At 38.0% G+C, this 17,055-nt stretch carries 13 protein-coding genes and 1 pseudogene; 1 reads left to right on the forward strand and 13 read right to left on the reverse strand.

The features are described 5' to 3' along the window. Positions 1-52: 52 nt before the first annotated feature. From TEPIRE1_RS09140 to TEPIRE1_RS14125, 13 genes and pseudogenes are all read right to left on the reverse strand, one after another. On the reverse strand, positions 53-1,045 hold the full coding sequence (locus TEPIRE1_RS09140; RefSeq protein WP_015295641.1) for a LacI family DNA-binding transcriptional regulator: 993 nt from the start codon (positions 1,043-1,045) through the stop codon (positions 53-55). Between the two features lie 272 nt (positions 1,046-1,317). Beyond that, a complete protein-coding gene (locus TEPIRE1_RS09145) occupies positions 1,318-2,343 on the reverse strand; it encodes a sugar kinase (protein WP_013778887.1) in 1,026 nt (341 codons plus the stop codon). Between the two features lie 55 nt (positions 2,344-2,398). Beyond that, entirely contained in the window at positions 2,399-3,040 is a 642-nt protein-coding gene (locus tag TEPIRE1_RS09150; RefSeq protein WP_013778888.1) for a bifunctional 2-keto-4-hydroxyglutarate aldolase/2-keto-3-deoxy-6-phosphogluconate aldolase, read from the reverse strand. A gap of 189 nt (positions 3,041-3,229) precedes the next feature. Further along, complete coding sequence (locus tag TEPIRE1_RS09155) at positions 3,230-3,418, reverse strand: ferredoxin (protein WP_013778889.1); 189 nt, start codon at positions 3,416-3,418, stop codon at positions 3,230-3,232. 70 nt (positions 3,419-3,488) lie between these two features. Next, the gene (mglC, locus tag TEPIRE1_RS09160; RefSeq protein WP_013778890.1) at positions 3,489-4,502 is read right to left on the reverse strand and encodes a galactose/methyl galactoside ABC transporter permease MglC; all 1,014 of its coding nucleotides are present in this window, start codon (positions 4,500-4,502) and stop codon (positions 3,489-3,491) included. Positions 4,503-4,535: 33 nt separating this feature from the next. Then, complete coding sequence (locus tag TEPIRE1_RS09165) at positions 4,536-6,047, reverse strand: sugar ABC transporter ATP-binding protein (protein ID WP_048894712.1); 1,512 nt, start codon at positions 6,045-6,047, stop codon at positions 4,536-4,538. A gap of 78 nt (positions 6,048-6,125) precedes the next feature. Further along, on the reverse strand, positions 6,126-7,193 hold the full coding sequence (locus TEPIRE1_RS09170) for a galactose ABC transporter substrate-binding protein (protein ID WP_013778892.1): 1,068 nt from the start codon (positions 7,191-7,193) through the stop codon (positions 6,126-6,128). A 163-nt stretch (positions 7,194-7,356) separates the two neighbouring features. Further along, positions 7,357-8,433 carry a sugar ABC transporter substrate-binding protein gene (locus TEPIRE1_RS09175; RefSeq protein WP_013778893.1) on the reverse strand — a complete coding sequence of 359 codons (1,077 nt, stop codon included), beginning with the start codon at positions 8,431-8,433 and terminating at the stop codon, positions 7,357-7,359. Next, a complete protein-coding gene (locus tag TEPIRE1_RS09180; protein ID WP_013778894.1) occupies positions 8,417-10,030 on the reverse strand; it encodes a response regulator in 1,614 nt (537 codons plus the stop codon). Before TEPIRE1_RS09180 ends, TEPIRE1_RS09175 begins: the two co-directional genes overlap by 17 nt. Next, entirely contained in the window at positions 10,027-11,532 is a 1,506-nt protein-coding gene (locus TEPIRE1_RS09185; protein ID WP_013778895.1) for a sensor histidine kinase, read from the reverse strand. The genes TEPIRE1_RS09180 and TEPIRE1_RS09185 overlap by 4 nt, the downstream gene beginning before the upstream one ends. An 11-nt stretch (positions 11,533-11,543) precedes the next feature. Next, complete coding sequence (locus TEPIRE1_RS09190; protein ID WP_013778896.1) at positions 11,544-12,566, reverse strand: substrate-binding domain-containing protein; 1,023 nt, start codon at positions 12,564-12,566, stop codon at positions 11,544-11,546. Between the two features lie 519 nt (positions 12,567-13,085). After that, the gene (locus tag TEPIRE1_RS09195; RefSeq protein WP_013778897.1) at positions 13,086-13,682 is read right to left on the reverse strand and encodes a type IV toxin-antitoxin system AbiEi family antitoxin domain-containing protein; all 597 of its coding nucleotides are present in this window, start codon (positions 13,680-13,682) and stop codon (positions 13,086-13,088) included. Positions 13,683-14,098: 416 nt separating this feature from the next. Beyond that, positions 14,099-14,452 (reverse strand): annotated as a pseudogene (locus tag TEPIRE1_RS14125) (IS110 family transposase); the annotation flags it as partial. 417 nt (positions 14,453-14,869) lie between these two features. On the opposite strand from TEPIRE1_RS14125, the gene TEPIRE1_RS09205 reads away from it, so the two are divergent. Continuing rightward, entirely contained in the window at positions 14,870-16,918 is a 2,049-nt protein-coding gene (locus TEPIRE1_RS09205) for a methyl-accepting chemotaxis protein (protein WP_013778898.1), read from the forward strand. Positions 16,919-17,055 lie beyond the last annotated feature (137 nt).

Consider the following 17,055-nt stretch of genomic DNA (forward strand, 5'->3'; position numbering starts at 1 on the left):
GTTTGCGCAATCGTTATCATTTTACGGTATAATATATTAATAAAATAATAAATTACCTTACCGAACTCCTTATTTTTAATTTACATGGTAAAGTTTTTATTATTGGGTTAGGTTTGTTTTTAGCCTCTATAAGTTTGATTAGCCTTTTACAGGCTGCTACTCCCATTTCATAAAAGGGCTGTGATACGGTAGTTAAAGGTGGATCAAGTAAGGCAACCATGTCTAAATCATCGAATCCTATTACAGAGATATCTTCAGGAACTGAAAGACCGTAATCCTTAATGGCTCGAATCACACCTATGGCTTTGGGGTCACTAGTAGCAAACACAGCATCAGGTTTGAGGCCTTTTCCTAATAGTGTCATCATCGATTTATAGCCATCTTCCCAACCATAAACATCATGGAGTATTATGTCATGGTTAAGAGGAATATTAGCTTCCTTAAGTGCTTTTTTATATCCTTCAAAGCGCTCTTGATACAGTAATATATCGGAGGATCCGGTAATCAGTGCTATATTTTTTAACCCTCGAGATAAAAGATACTTAGTTGCTTCATAGGCTCCATTTATGTTGTCGGCTGTAACTGCATCAACATTACCACTGATTCGTCGGATGAGAAAAACCATTGGAAAACCTTCATTTTTTAATTTTAAAAGATGTTCGTGACCTGGTCTAGCTGTAGAAAATATAAATCCATCAATCAATCGTCGACGTAGACTATCAATGTAAAACTGTTCTCTTTCCACATCTTCATCGGTATTGCATAATACTACCGTATATCCGTACTTATTTGCAGTATCTTCAATACCACGTATTGCAGCAGGGAAAACCAAATCTCTGATATTGGGAATTATAAGACCGAGAGTTTTACTTTTCCCATCTTTTAGGCCTTGTGCCAAGATATTAGGTTGATAATTTAGTTCTTCTACAGCTTCCATTACCTTTTTCTTAGTCTCTTCATTAACAGGTATTTTGCCGCTAAGTGCTCGAGATACAGTGCTGGCCGAAACCCCTGCTCTCTTGGCAACTTCTTTTATTGTAACCAATGTTTTTCCACCTTTTGTAATATAATTTGTGAAATCGTTTGTGAAATCGTTTGTAATTATATTCTTCGACATAAATTTAAAAAATCCTTCTTTTTTATGAAAAAGTTTTAAATAAAATATTTACTTTCATTAAAAAATTTTTTATAAAATATTTATTCGTCAGCAAATCTTTCTCTAAAATTTTTATGTTTGTGCTAACTGTTACTTTTAAATTAAAAAAATCAAAGCTGCTCATGTTTATTGCAGCAGCTTTGATTTTTTACAGTTCTTATCTATCTCTGGACTCTTCCGGAGGCATCGCCTTTTGCTAAGTTTTCAACTTCCTTTACTGTCATGTGGTTAAAGTCGCCTACGATGGTATGTTTCAGACAGGAAGCCGCTACGGCAAATTCCACCGCATCCTGTGGAGCGTATCCGTTGAGGAGAGCGTAGATTAGACCGCCGCCAAAGGAGTCTCCTCCACCGACTCTGTCTACTATATGCACTTTATATTTTCTCGAGGTATATATTTCTTTTCCGTCATAATACATTGCAGACCAACCGTTGTCAGATGCCGAGTAGCTTTCTCTAAGTGTGATGGCCACACCTTTTAACGAAAACTTATCCATAAGTTTTTTTGCTACTTCCTTATAACCTTCTTTACTCAACTCGCCTTTTGTTACATCAGATTCAGCGGCTTGGATTCCAAAAACATCATGAGCATCCTCTTCGTTTCCGATAGAAATATCCACATACTGCATAAGTTCAGACATGACTATGCGAGCTTTTTCTTTGGACCATAGTTTCTTGCGGTAGTTCAAATCACAGCTTACGGTTATACCCATCTTGTTTGCAGTTTTAACTGCTTCCAGGCATGCAGCAGCTACATCATCGCCCAAAGCCGGTGTAATGCCTGTAAAATGGAACCATTTAGCACCTTCTAAAATCTTTTCCCAGTCAAAATCTCCGGCTTCTGCCTCTGAAATAGATGAATGGCTGCGGTCATATACAACAAGCGAAGGCCGCTGAGACGCTCCGATCTCATTAAAGTAGATTCCTAGGCGCTCTCCGCCCTTTACTATATAGTCGGTATGCACGCCATATCTTCTAAGATGATTTATAGCGGCTTGACCGATAGGATTATCAGGAACTTTTGTTACGAAATAGGCCTCCTCGCCATAATTTGCCAAAGATGCAGCTATATTAGCTTCACCGCCACCATATGTTACATCAAAGGAATCGGCTTGAACAAACCTGAGGTAATTAGGCGGGGTAAGTCTCAGCATTATTTCACCAAAAGTAACAACTTTATTAGCCAATAAAAACACCTTCCTTTTGCAATTAAATTGACGCAATCAGTAAGTAAAAGATCGCTTATTTTCTTGCTGCTTTAATAGCTTCTACGAACTTGCGTGCCGTTTCTTCAACTTCAGCATAGTCTCCTTTTTTAGCTCCCTTAGTCAGTTCACCGCCTACGCCTACGGCTTGGCATCCTGCCTTAATCCACTCGCCGACATTTTCCAGGCTTACGCCGCCTGTTGGAACAATGGGTGCATAAGGTAGAGGCCCTAATATTGCTTTAATCATCGCCGGGCCAAATGCGCTTCCCGGGAAGAATTTGACAAAGTCTGCACCGGATTCCATTACTTCTACAACTTCTCTGATGGACATAGCACCCGGCATACATACCTTTTGGTACCTGTTGCACATTTTTACTACATCAGGATTAAAGTAAGGGCTGACTATGAATTCCGCTCCTGCAAGCATTGCTGCTCTTGCTGTTTCCGGATCCATTACTGTGCCGGCTCCGATTAAAATTTCCCCGTTAGGATAAGCTTTGGCAAGTTCAGTTATAACATCAATAGCTCCGGGTACTGTCATAGTAATTTCAATAGCCTCGACACCTCCGGCCTTAACAGCCTCGGCAATCTTTAGTGCCTGATCAGCCGATTGGGCTCTCACCACGGCAACAATGCCACAATCTGTAATGCGTTTTATAACTTCTAATTTTTTCATAAAACATCCTCCTTGTTTCATATTACGATATTGTGTTTCATTATATTACTTATTCTACACAAAATGCAAAAATCCTTCTTTTGAATAGAAGAATAAAAGATCCTTCGCTTTGCTCAGGATGACAAAATAAAAAAAGATCCCATCTATATATAATTAAGATGAGATCTTCTTTGTTTTTTGTGTATGAGTTTAATCTTCTTTTATTGCTTCTGACGGACAGCTTTCCATTGCCTCTCTTGCATCATCCTCAGCATCATCAGGCACTTCATCGACTACCACATCAGCTTTCCCATCGTCATTCCAATCAAAAACCGATGGGCAGGTATCAATGCAAAGACCACAACTAATACAAAGATCTTGATCAACACTTAGTTTCAAGGGAAAGACCTCCTCAAAATGTTTTTCTTTGTATATTCTATCACAAATCTCAAGTAATGCAAATATAGTTTTATCTTTTTGCAAAATATTTGCGAATGTCAAAAGCTACGGCAGTAATAATTATGATGCCTTTGATAACTTGCTGCCAGTAAGCGGAAACTCCTAGGATAACTAATCCGTTGCTTAGTACTTCGAATATTAATACGCCGGTGATGATTCCAGATACTCGACCTATGCCGCCGGAAGTGGATACGCCTCCTATGGTGCAGGCTGCTATGGCGTCAAGTTCATACATTAGGCCGTAGTTGTTTGTAGCTCCTCCGGTTCTTGCGGCAAGTAGTGCCCCGGCCAAACCGTAAAGACCGCCGGCTAGTGCATAGACTTTAACTAGTGTGGGCTCAACTTTTACTCCGGATACTTCTGCTGCACTGGGATTGCCGCCTATGGCGTATATGTATTTGCCAAATTGTGTGTGGTTATACATAAACCAAATTGCGGCTATTATTATTGCTGCTATGAGGACTAGGTTGGGTATTAGAAGCATTGAGCCGGATGCAAGGTTTGTAAAGTCGTCTCTTAGGCCTCCTATGGGCTGTGCATTGGTGTATATGCATGCAAAGCCATATACTATTACTTGCATGCCCAGTGTGGCTATGAATGCGGGTACTTTTAGGTATGCTATTACTGAGCCGTTGATTATGCCTATGATGGCACCTATGAGTACGGCTAGCAGTATGGGTAGTATTATGGGCAGGTCGGGCAGGTTTTCATATATTTTGTATGCGTAGTCAGGTCGTTGCAGCAGGCTTGCGGATATGCATGCCGTAAGGGCTACAACACGGCCTGCGGAAAGGTCTGTGCCGCGGGTGATTAGTGCACCGCTTACTCCTAATGCTATTATCATGCGCACTGAGGATATGCGCAGTATGTTGCCTATGTTTGAAGGTGATAGGAAGTTTTTGTTGAGTATGCCTATTGTTAGGGATAATACTAGAAGTACTATGTATATGGCGTTGTTGCTTAATATGGTTTTTAGTTCGCTGGTTTGCAGGCCTGGTTTTGTTTTTGGTTTTGTAATAGCCAATTTGTTACCTCCTCTGTGTCTTCTATCTTTTCTTTATGCAAACTGCGTCGCATATTTCATTATTGTTTCTTGGTTTGCTCTTTTGCCGTCTATGAAGCCGCTGACTTTTCCTTCGCACATTACCATTATTCTGTCTGACATGCCTATGAGTTCTGGCATTTCTGAGGATATCATGATTATGCTTTTGCCTTGTCTGGTAAGGTCGGTTATTATGGTGTATATTTCGTATTTTGCTCCTACGTCTATGCCTCGGGTCGGTTCGTCTAGAATTAGAATTTCTGGTTCGGTTAGCAGCCATCTTGAGAATATTGCTTTTTGTTGGTTGCCTCCGGATAGGTATTGTATTTGGGTTTTTATTGATGGGGTTTTTATTTGTAGTTTTTCTACTGCAGCTTTTACTGCTGTGCTGCTGGTTTTTTTGTCTACTATGAAGTTGAGTTTTAGGTATTTGTGCAGTGCTGCGATTAGGACGTTTTCTTCTACGGAAAGCATGGGGAATATGCCTGTTGAGCGCCTGTCTTCGGTTAGTAGTGCTAGGCCTTTTTGTTTGGCGTCAAATGGGTGGTTTATTGTGACTTCTTTGTCTTTTATGTAGATTTTGCCTTTTGATATGTTTCTTATGCCGAAGATGGCTTCTACTAGTTCTGTCCTCTGTGCTCCTACTAGGCCGCCTATGCCTAATACTTCACCGCGTTTTAGGTCGAATGTTACGTTTTTGAATGATCTGGGGTTGATGGAGGTAAGGTTTTCTACTTTCATTATTGTTTCACCCGGTATGTTTTTGCGCGGTGGAAATCTGTGGGTGAGTTCTCTGCCTACCATTTTTGTGATTATTGTGTCGATTGTTAGTTCTTGGACAGGCCATGTGCCTATTTTTTTGCCATCTCTCATTATGGTAATTTCGTCGGATATTTCTAGGATTTCTTCGATTTTGTGGGATATGTATATTATTGCTACACCATGGGCTTTTAGGTCTTTGATTATTCTAAATAGGTTTTCTACTTCGTTTTCGGTTAGGGATGATGTGGGTTCGTCCATGATGATTATTTTCGATTTGTATGAAACGGCTTTGGCTATTTCTACTGCTTGTATTTGTGAAACTGATAGTTTTGATACTAGTGTGGTTGGGTTTATGTCTATTTTTAGTTCTTCTATTAGTGTTTTTGTGTCTTTGTACATTTTTTTGTGGTCTACGGCCGGTATGCCTATGATTTTTTTGGTGGGGAATCTGCCAAGCCAGATGTTTTCCATTACGCTTCTGTGGGGTATCGGCTGGAGTTCTTGGTGTATCATTGAGATGCCGTTTTCTATGGCGTCTTTGGCGGTTTTGAATTCGACTGTTTTTCCGTCTAGGATTATGCGGCCTTTGTCCGGGGTGTATAGGCCAAATAGGCATTTCATTAGTGTGGATTTGCCGGCTCCGTTTTCGCCTACCAAGGCGTGGACTGTGCCCGGTTTTAGTTTTAGTGTTATGTTGTCTAGTGCTTGGACTCCGGGAAAGCTTTTTGATATGTTTTGCATTTCTAGTATGTGTTCTTGTGTCATTGTTCTCACCTTTTTTAAGTTAGATGTGGGTTTGGGGAATTTTAGGGAGTGCATGCACTCCCTAAGTTGTTTGTTGTGTTATCTGAATTGGTCCATGTTTTCTTTGGTTACGGGCTGGTATGGTACCCAGCAGTATTTGCCATCGGTTAGGCCTTCAAGTTCGGGGTCTTTGCCTTTGGCTAGTGCGTAGGATATTTCTAGGATTGCGTTGCCTTGACCTTTGGCATCGTTTAGGACTGTTCCTAGTAGTTTGCCGTCTGCTAGTGCGTCAAGGGCCGGTGCTGTGGCGTCTACGCCTATTACGGGCATGTATTTGTCGCCTTGGAAGTAGCCGGCGGCTTTTAGTGCTTCGATTGCTCCTAGGGCCATGTCGTCGTTGTTGGCAAATACTACTTCGATGTTGTCTCCAAAGGCGGAAAGCCATGCTGCCATTTTTTCTTGGCCTTGAGCTCTTTGCCAGTTGCCGGTGTCGTTTGCTAGTTTTTCGGTTTTTATTCCGGCTTCTTCTACGGCTTTGATGGAGTACTCTGTTCTAAGTATTGCGTCTTGGTGGCCGGGTTCTCCTTCCAGCATTACATACTGCATTATGCCGTCTCCGTTTTTGTCTGCTTCTGGATGGTTTTTCCAGTACTCTACGGCTATGCTGCCTTGCATGGTCCCTGATTCTTCGGCTTTTGCTCCTACGTAGTATAGTTTATCCCATTTGTCCATGTCTTCGGATACGGGTTCACGGTTGAAGAATACTATGGGTATGTCGGCTTTTTTGGCTTTGTCTATTATGACTGAGGCTGCGGTTCGGTCTACCATGTTTACGTCTATTATGTCGTAGCCTTGGGTTATGAATGTGTCTACTTGGTCATTTTGGGTCGCTTGTTGGCCTTGGCCGTCTACGGCGTTGATGGTGATTTTGTCGCCTGTGGCTTTGCTCTTTTCTGCTGCGTCTTTTTCTATCGCTTGGCGTACGGTGGAGATGAAGGTGTCGTCGAATTTGTAAAGGCATAGGCCTATCTTGATTTCGCTGCCGGCTTTCTCGCCGCCTTCTGCTTGTTCGTTATCTCCTCCCGCAGGTTGACCGCCTCCTCCACAGCCAGCTAGAATACCTATCAGAAGAACTGACATGAGAATGATTGATATGGTTTTCTTCATTTGAAATAATACCTCCTTAGGATTTTTTACTTTATACTGATATTTTCTTCAAAAATAGCAGTATACCTCTGGGGATATTTTTGTTAAAATGAGAGTAATTTAATCAATTTTAAAATTGATTAAATATAGCTGGTAATATTTTTGTACTAAAAAAATAAAGACATTACTGATTTTTAGGTAAATATCGATATACGTCCTGAGTTAGGTGAAAGCCGTCTTTTAGCACTGTGCAATCTAGATTGTATTTATCTACAGGAATAGGTTTTAGTAAATAATAGGGTACATCGTATTTGCCGTCAAATATAGTCCTGTCAATCAAAAGCTCTTCTCCTTTAGCTAATTTAATTGCCATTTGAGCCGTCTTTTCAGCCAAAAAGTCTATGGGCTTGTACACGGTTCCCAATTGGGTTCCCTCTACAATTCTCTGGCAACCTGCTAAATCGGCGTCTTGACCAACTACAAGAGTTTTACCGGCTAACCTATACTCGGCTAAAGCTTCAATTGCTCCACCGGCTAGACTATCATTGCCGCAAATAATCGCATCAATTTTTTCTCCTCGCTGCAGCAGCTCATCTGTAATTTCAAAAGCATATTCTGACATCCAATCAGGCGCCCACTCTTCTGCTATAATATTGATATCATTATTTATAATTTTTTCTTCCAATACTTGATCATACCCGTCTTTAATCAGTTTTGAATTGTGATCAGTTTTAGCGCCATTGATTATTAAGTAATTCCCTTGAGGTATTTTTTCAATTAAAAGCTTCGCCATAAGCCGCCCCACTTCTTTACTGTCGAAAGAAATATATAAATCAGCATTCGAACGGGTAACCAGCCTATCATATGATATTACTTTTACTCCGCTTTTCTGGGCCATTTGTACCACAGCTGCGGCCTTTTCCAAATCATTAGGGACTAATATGAGTACATCGATATTCTGATCAAGTAAGTATTTTACTTGTTTCAATTGATCATTGTCGTCATTATTTGCATTTTGCACAAAAACATCAGCACCCAGTTCCTTTAGCTTGGCCATTAGTATATCACGATCTTTAAGCCACCTCTCTTCTTTCAATGTACCAAGGGAGATGCCAACTCTAATCTTCATATTTGTTTCTTCAGCCAAGCTTTTATTTAATCTTGGACGGGCTTTAGAAATAAGGGAGACTGTAAATACAGTTAGCAAAATAAAAATACAAAACAGCACGATAAGTAATACTTTCTTAAAATTTTCCCCCATACCCTTGCTTCACCTCTTTTATTTCCAAACTCTCTTTATATTCGGTAGGCGTCATACCGGTAGCTTTTCGAAAGATTTTACTGAAGTAGTTAGGATCTTGATATCCCACATGCAAGGCCACATCCTTTATACTAAGGTCTTTGGCATCAAGAAGTTGTTTTGCCTGCCGGATTCTAATTTCTAAGAGATACTCGGAAAATGTTCGATGAGTTTCATCCTTAAACAATTTAGAAAAATAATGGTAACTCATGTTAACATGCTTGGCCACATGATCAAGAGTAATATCCTGATTATATCTTTCATCTATATATTCCATAGCTTTTGCAACGGCACTGCTAATCTCCTCATGTTTTATTTCCTGTATATATTTTGTCACTTTTAAAAGATTGTTGTAAATCACAGATTTTAATTCTTTTAAATCAGTCAAATTAATTAAATCCGTAAAGCTATTCTGGCCCAGTTTAGCATCGTCTTTATAGTAAGATACCGACCTGGAAATAACAATGTACATCTCTATTAACTTTATTCTAATTTTTTCAATATCACCTGCATAATTTAATGCAAGCCACTGAAAAATATCTTCAAATAATTTTCGAACACCCTCAATATCACCTACCATAATTTGGTTTATAAGCTGTTTTTCTTTACTAATTGGATATAAGTCGGTGGAAGAGTCAGGCAAAACTAGGTCTTTGTAGCAAACTATAACCTCATCTTTAGAAAGTTTTATGGCTAAGTCTGCTTCTTCATATGACCTTAAAAAATTCTTTATATCATAAGGACTCCCAATACCGATAAAAAACGGCAAAGGTGCATTGTCTTGAAGGCTTTGATAAATTTTTTCAGCTCTTTTTATGGCTCTATTCCTTATTACATATTCCTCTTGGTCTTTATCGGCAGGTACAAAAGCAATAACTCTGTCAAGCATAAAGGTTGCGGCAAGACACTTTATTTCGCGTTTAACCGTTTCTCGGAGCATAGATGTCATTTTATACCTATCAAGACTTGCCTTTACATTTTCTTTTTGGGCAGGATTATTAATGGTCAGCAGCATAATATATCCATAATCCAACGGCATACTAAATATTTCTTCATAAAAAGAGTAGTCTTTAATGGACTGACTGTCAAAAAACAGGGTATATATAAATTCTCTTTCTATATGTGGCATAACTCTTGACAATTTTTCCCTAAGCTCTATCTCCTGCATTACTGCTTGGCGATCCTCAAAAAGTGCTCCTTTAGCTTTTTCTATAACTTCAATTACTTTATTTTTACCTACCGGTTTTAGCAAATATTCAATAACGCCAAGATTTACAGCTTCCTTTGCATAATTGAAGTTTTCGTATGCAGTTATTATCACAAAGGAAATATCTTTGCGCCTTTTCTTTATCTGCCGAATAGCATCAAGCCCATCAATTCCAGGCATCCGTATATCCATAAACACTAAATCTGGCTTTGTCAGTTCTATCTTTTCTATAGCTTCACGACCTGACTTAGCATGACCTACTATAACTGCATCTTTAATAAAATTTGCCACAATATATTTTAACGAATCAATGACAATTTGTTCATCATCAGCTATAAAAATCTTAATCAAGTATAAACCCCCTTCGCTATTGGCACTTTTAACATCACTTTTGTGCCATAATCCTTTTTGCTAATAACTTCAATTACATCTTCTGCATTATATTTATTATAGAAAAGCATCATCCTGCGAATGACATTCTGCAAACCTATACCGCCTAAGCGATCGTCAAACGTGCTGTTATGTTCAGACACTGATAATATGGTTTTGATAGTTTGTTCATCCATGCCCAAACCGTCATCCCTTACTTCAACAGCTATAAATTCCGTATTCATCATTACTTTAAGCTCAATAGTGCCAATTCGTTCCAAATTCTCTATTCCGTGAATAAAAGCGTTTTCCAGCAGCGGTTGTATAATAGTGCAGGGCATTTCTATATCTAAAGCCTTCTCATCTACATCAACAAGAAATTCCACCTTGTCTCCGAAGCGAGTTTTTAATATGTACATATAGGTCTTCGCATTTTCTATTTCTTCTTTTAAGGTAACCGGTTTATCAAGCCCTCTAAGATTATAGCGGAAAAGATTGGCTACTTTCTCTATAAAAGTCGAAGATCTGTCGGCTCCTTCCATAATAGCAAGTTGAGAGGCAGCATTTAATGTATTGAATAGAAAATGTGGATTAATCTGGGACTGAAGGGATTTTAGCTCGGCATCCTTTAAAATACTTTTCATGCGAAGATTTTGCATTTCTTGCTCTTTCAGCCGCGCTTCTACCTCTGCCTGATGCTTTAATGTGTCAATATAGCATTTTATGCTTACGGTCATTTCATTAAAGGCCTTGGCAAGTATACTCAATTCGTCATTAGTTTCGATTTTAATGGGTTCCACATCAAAATTTCCTTGAGATATTTTGCCTGCGGAAACGGAGAGTTCAACGATAGGCCGTGTTATTTTATATGTAAAATACATAGCAAGAACTATGCTGAATATTATGGAGCTTATTATAATAATAAGGTTTACATAGCTTACAACAGCCATTTTCCCCTTAATCGAATAATATTCTTTTGAACCTTCTTGCAATTTATTATACAAGAGTTCATTAATATAAAGTTTAATAAATCCGGCTATCTTATGAGATTCTGTAAATCTTGCAAGGTATTCACTGCTCATACGACCTCTTTTTGCATTTATTGCCGCATCTGTTTCTTTCAGTAAAGCTTTTATCATATTCCCAATATCTTTAATCATCAGACTATTACTGTCATAGCTTAGATTTCCGATAAGCTCATCAGCTTGGGTTTGAAGTTTATTGTTTAACATGTAATAGTCTAAAAGAGCCTCGGAAGATTTATTTGACAAGTATTTTTCTACGTTTATTTCAAGGGAACTTACATCGGCATATAAATTATTTAAATAAACATAACCGACAAATATATCATTAAACTTAGCAGTCACGGACCTTGCGGTATAATAGGAATAAATACTTGTCATGCCCATAAGCAATGTAACTACTAAATAATAAACAATAAGCTTTTTTCTGATTCCCGTAAAATTCAGTAATTCTTTCATCATAATAATTTCACCTATTGTTCTAATTTTTCCAAGGCTTCTTTATACCTTTTGATGCTTTCCTTAGTTATGGTTTTTACGCCGGTATCGATAAATGTAGATGAATTTCCGTTTCTTTTAATTTCCAGTAAAGCTTCAATGCTTTCATAGCCCATTTTATATGGGTCACTTATAACAGTTCCATATATTATACTTTTTTCGATGTACCTTATTATCTCAGGTGCATCTCCATACCCTACAATCTTTATATTGCCCACCTTGTTTAAGTCTACTACTACCTGTGCAGCTCCCACGGTATCCACGGAATCCATGCAGTAAATGGCATCTATTGTTTTATCGCTGTTTAGAATAGATTGTGTAATATCTTCAGCGCTCATAATGCCCATCTTCGAAATAGATATATCTGTAATCTGCATCTCGGGATAGTTCTTAATTGCATTTAAAAATCCATTCAGCTTTAGGTTATGATAAGCAGTATCTTTTTGTACATCGTTACTCATGATAACAGCTATATTTGCCTTCCCTCCGGTAGCATCAACCATGATTTTACCTGCTTCCTCACCTAAAACAAAACTGTTGGTCCCTATAAAAGACTTGCGATTACTCTTATAGGCATCATTGTCAACGGTAACTACAGGAATTCCCTTGGAGTCGGCTTTATCGATTAGGTCAACAAATCTTTCGTCATATGGAACATATGTTGCTATACCATCTACATCAGAAATAATAGCAATCTCCATGTAATTTATCTGTTCATTACTGTCATTAAAACGCGGAGCCTTAAATTCTAAGGCAACATTATTCTCCTTTGCCGAATCTGATGCTCCAAGATAAACCTCCTTCCAAAAAGGATCTACAGAGTTTTGAGCTACCAGATAGAAGTGATAATCCGGAGGTTTTACCGGCTCCGGAGGATGGATAGTATATAGGAGAGTATACAGTTTAATAGATATAATGCTAAAGGTTGCAATCAACACAATCAGCACCACAATAATAATATTTTTGTTGATTTTGCTAAATAGATTTGTAAGATTCATGTAAACCTCCATCTGAATTACTTTTCAAGCCGGGTCAGAGCCCTTATTGCTTAAAAATGATTGCTTATGTTTTTTTACTATTTCGACATAACATAATGAAACCCTTCTGCAAAATCAAATTCTATTTTGGGCATCCTCCCACTTTTATTTTATCTGATACCTTCTCAAGGCTTTCGTTAATATCTGCCTTGTGTATTTCCCCAGCAAAACCGTCTTCCACTATATGCTAAGTGCCTCTTTAATTAAAGACGCTTGCTGTAAATCATGTTTATGATATTTCTTAAGTCCTGCCACTGTGCCCGTCCATGGGTATCTCTAATTTGCATTTTTCTTTGGGCTCTGTCAAGCGATTTTATTAATTAAAAGATAAAAGGCAGGCTCAACGCCCGCTTTTTGCTAAATATACTTTTTTTCTTTACAGCTCCAGTTTTTGAAAAATTCAACTTCCTTTATCATCAACAGATAAGGTGGTGATATAAAATCAATAATCGTGTTAATTACGTCCCGCAATATTTCCCATTACAGCCACACTCTTATATATGTCTGCACCTTATTTTTTATATTAAATATTATGGCATACTCAAACAGCTTCCTCACATTTTTCTTTGAATCTTCTACATAGCGTTTTATTGCATTAGTAAATACTTCCTCCTCGAGTTTCTTTTCATAGCGAAGGACATCACATATAGTGCGGTCTCTGTCATATATTTTAACTTCTACACCATCTACCTGTATTATATCTATACCAATATCTATAAATTTCGGTTCTAGATAGAAAGGTTCTATTAAAGGATATTCAATATCATACTTAGTCTTTTGGCTATTTTTATCTACTGCTATTTGCCAAGCCGGAGGTATTCTATCTGTATATCCATAATTTAACATTGCACTTTCAAGAAAAATTACGGCTTCAGGAAACAGCCTTGCTATAATAACTTCTTCTTTCGGAATGTAATCTGTCAGTTCATAAAAGCCATGTTTTATTCTAGAAATTATGCCTTCTTCCATCAACTTATTTATTTTGCGACTAGAAAATCCCAAGCCATTAAGCTCTGATGTCTTAAGAACTCCACCATGCTTTTTGAATTCGTTTTTCATTTTATCGATTTTAATCATTTTACACCTCAATGTCCGCCTTTATTTTTATAAGCGGTCTTTTGAGTGCATTTTACCATAATATTACTTTTTGCGCAAGGGCCTTTATATAAAAATTTTTAAACATCTCTATATGGAAGTAACTATTCAGAGGTCTGTCATTGTTATGAATATATACCTAAACAAAGACGCACTTAACTAAGGGTGGTTGATTAATCACCCTTCGACCAGCTCAAAGAGCAATGCCCAAAAAAAAATTATATTTTAGGTAGCCACTGAAACGGGAAATGACACTCCTAATTCTTGTAATTTTTTAAAGTAATAATTAGCTTTTTTCTCTTTATTGAACTTTGTATAATAATCGCTACCTAGATCCTTAAAATGAACATTATCTTTTAACATGTGGTATATTGCAATGAGCATGGAATGGGCTACGGCAGCAGTTGCTCTATCAGCTTACGGCTGCTTACACCGGTTAAGCTGGAAGCGAAAGAACTTAGCTTTATATTAGCACCTTCTAAGGTTTTTTCTAGACGATTAAGTTCTCTTGAACGCTCTTCGATTAGATTTTTACGGTAGCGTACTATTTCACGAAGTTCGCGTTGTTCCTTATCAGGGATAAAACTACTCTTTAAAAGACTATGTTGTAAAAGGTCTGCTATCCATTGAGCATCTTTGATATCAGTTTTACGCCCGGGGACAGTTTTCATGTGATGTGCATCAACAACCATCACATCAATGTTTGGTAATTCCAGAATGTTATAGATAGGTTTCCAATAAGCTCCCGTACTTCTGCTTTTTTCCCGTTTCTAAAGCAGACAACAATAAGTTTTTTGTGGCGTGGAAACACGTGGGAATTCTGAGTGAAACGAAGTGGAGCGAAGAATCTTGTTTAGTTCTTGCAAATATCATGCACTGCTGTACTTTTGCCCTGCCGAAAAATTCTACAATAATATTTTTATTATATATCAACACACATTTTATATATTATTATAGATTTTACTTGTTTATATTTATTTTTGCCGATATCTAAACCCTTGGGAATGGGCATTTGGATTTCATGTGTCAGCTATTGTCAGCTATATTTTACTTTACTGCAAGTTATTTTATTAACTATGAAAAATTTTGTTATATTATGGTATAATTTCGATAAGATAAATTCTTTGATATCATAGGTTAATAAGAAAATTCAGAAGGAGGTATGCAATGTGAAATTTAAAAGTATTCGGACGAGAACCCTAATTTACATCCTGCCTTTAACTATCGGCATTATGGTGGCATTATCAGCATTTAGCTTTTTCTTTTTTAGAAATACTATTGACGAAGAAGTAAATAGGGGATTAGATTATCAAATACAGGAAGTTAAAGAAACAATCGATAAGCTGCTGATCCAGCACGGTAAAATACCCGAAATGCTGGCTCGCTTTGCCGAAGCAACGGGAACTAAGCTTACAAAGGAGGAATATATAGAAGTATTAAAGAAAGCGGTTATTACAAATGCAGATACTTTTGGAGCAGGAATTTGGTTTGAACCTTACTGTTATGATAATAAAATCAAATATTTTGGACCATATGTCTATAAAGAAGGAAGTGATATAAAAGTCACTCTTGAATATGAAGAAGAATCATATAATTATCCAAGCTGGCCTTGGTATCAAATGGCAGCAAATACAGAAAACAGTATTGAATGGTCCGAACCTTTCTATGATGAAACTACAAATGTAACTATGATAACTGTAAGTGCTCCATTTTATGATGAAAATGGCAAACTGCTTGGTCTTACCACAGGCGACATTGATTTAACCCACTTTCAAGAAATGATATCTGATATCAAAGTAGGAAATAAAGGATATGCTTTTCTGCTGAGCAAAGATGGTGATTACCTCGCATCTCCCAACAGGGATGTAATTATGAAAGAAAAGATAACAGAAAGCAAAAATGAGTCCTTGTCAGAGCTGGGATCACAAATTTTGAGCGGCACATCGGGAATAGGCTACTACACAGAAAACGAAGAAAAGATGAGGGTTGGATATAATATTATTCCAAGCACCGGATGGTTTGTCTGCACTGTTATTCCTGAAAGCGAGCTTTTCATGCCTGTTCAAAGGCTACTTTCGACCTTACTTCTTGTTATGCTCCTTTCCATTCTGGCAGTTGTATTTGCTGTATTTCGCTATAGTAATTATATCAGCAAGAACATCTTAAAGGTTAATGAATTCTCTAAAACCATCGCTCTCGGTGATTTATCCGCGACACTTTCTTTAAAGAGCGAGGATGAACTAGGGCAAATGACAGAAAATCTAACTTCTATGGTTAAATCTGTAAGAAAGGTAATTATAAAAATTGTGCATAGCATTGAGCAACTACTTGAAACCGGAAAATTGCTCAGCACAAGCACAGAAGAAACTATGAAGGCAAGCGAACAGGTTGCAGTTACTATGCAAAACCTTGCCGCCGATAAACAAAAGGAACAGGAAATTATTGACACTACATCTACCGGAGCGGAAGAAATAGCAAAAGGCGTAGAGCAAATTGCTCAGACTATTCAAAGCGTGACTCAATCCGCTGTCAGCAGTGTGCAGCAAGCAGGTAAAGGAGATGAGGTAGTAAATTCGGCAGTAAGCCAAATGCAGCAAATTGACAACAATACAAAGACAATCAAAGAAAAAATAACCCAGCTTGAGAAAAAATCCGATCAAATCGGAGAGATAGTCTCGCTAATCACCTCAATTGCCGATCAAACCAATCTTCTTGCATTAAATGCTGCTATTGAAGCAGCTCATGCAGGCGACCAAGGTAAGGGTTTTGCTGTTGTGGCAGAAGAAGTAAGAAAGCTTGCGGAAGAATCAAGACAGGCCGCAAAGGGTATAGAAGAAATTATCGATGCAATCAAGACAGATGTAAAAACAGCAAGTTCAGCAGCAAAAGAAGGAACCCGATCGGCAAAGGAAGGCAGCGTACTTGTGAGCAATGCCGGCGAAGCTTTCCATATGATCTTGCAAGATGTCACGTCTATATCGAATCAGCTTCAAGATGTGGTTGCTGTAGTTGAGGAGATATCTGCTGAAACTCAAACAATGGCAAGTTCTATGCAGCAGGTAACTTCAATTTCACAAAACTTCCTTAACAATATTGAAAGCGCAGCAGCTGCAAGCGAAGAACAGACTGCGCTTAATCGAGAAGTATCTGAAGTCGCAGTTAAGCTTTCCAATATGGCAGAGGAATTAAGAAACTTAATAAGCAGATTTAAACTATAATCGATAACATTAAGCCGGGCCTTGGGAGGTATCTTCTATCGGTCCGGCTTTAAAATGTTTCAAATGTGATTGCTTATTGGATTTTCTGCGGCCTTCAGCCGACAAGCACATACTTACTTCGACATTTGCAAAACATC

This window comes from Tepidanaerobacter acetatoxydans Re1 (genome assembly GCF_000328765.2).
GTDB lineage: Bacteria > Bacillota > Thermosediminibacteria > Thermosediminibacterales > Tepidanaerobacteraceae > Tepidanaerobacter > Tepidanaerobacter acetatoxydans.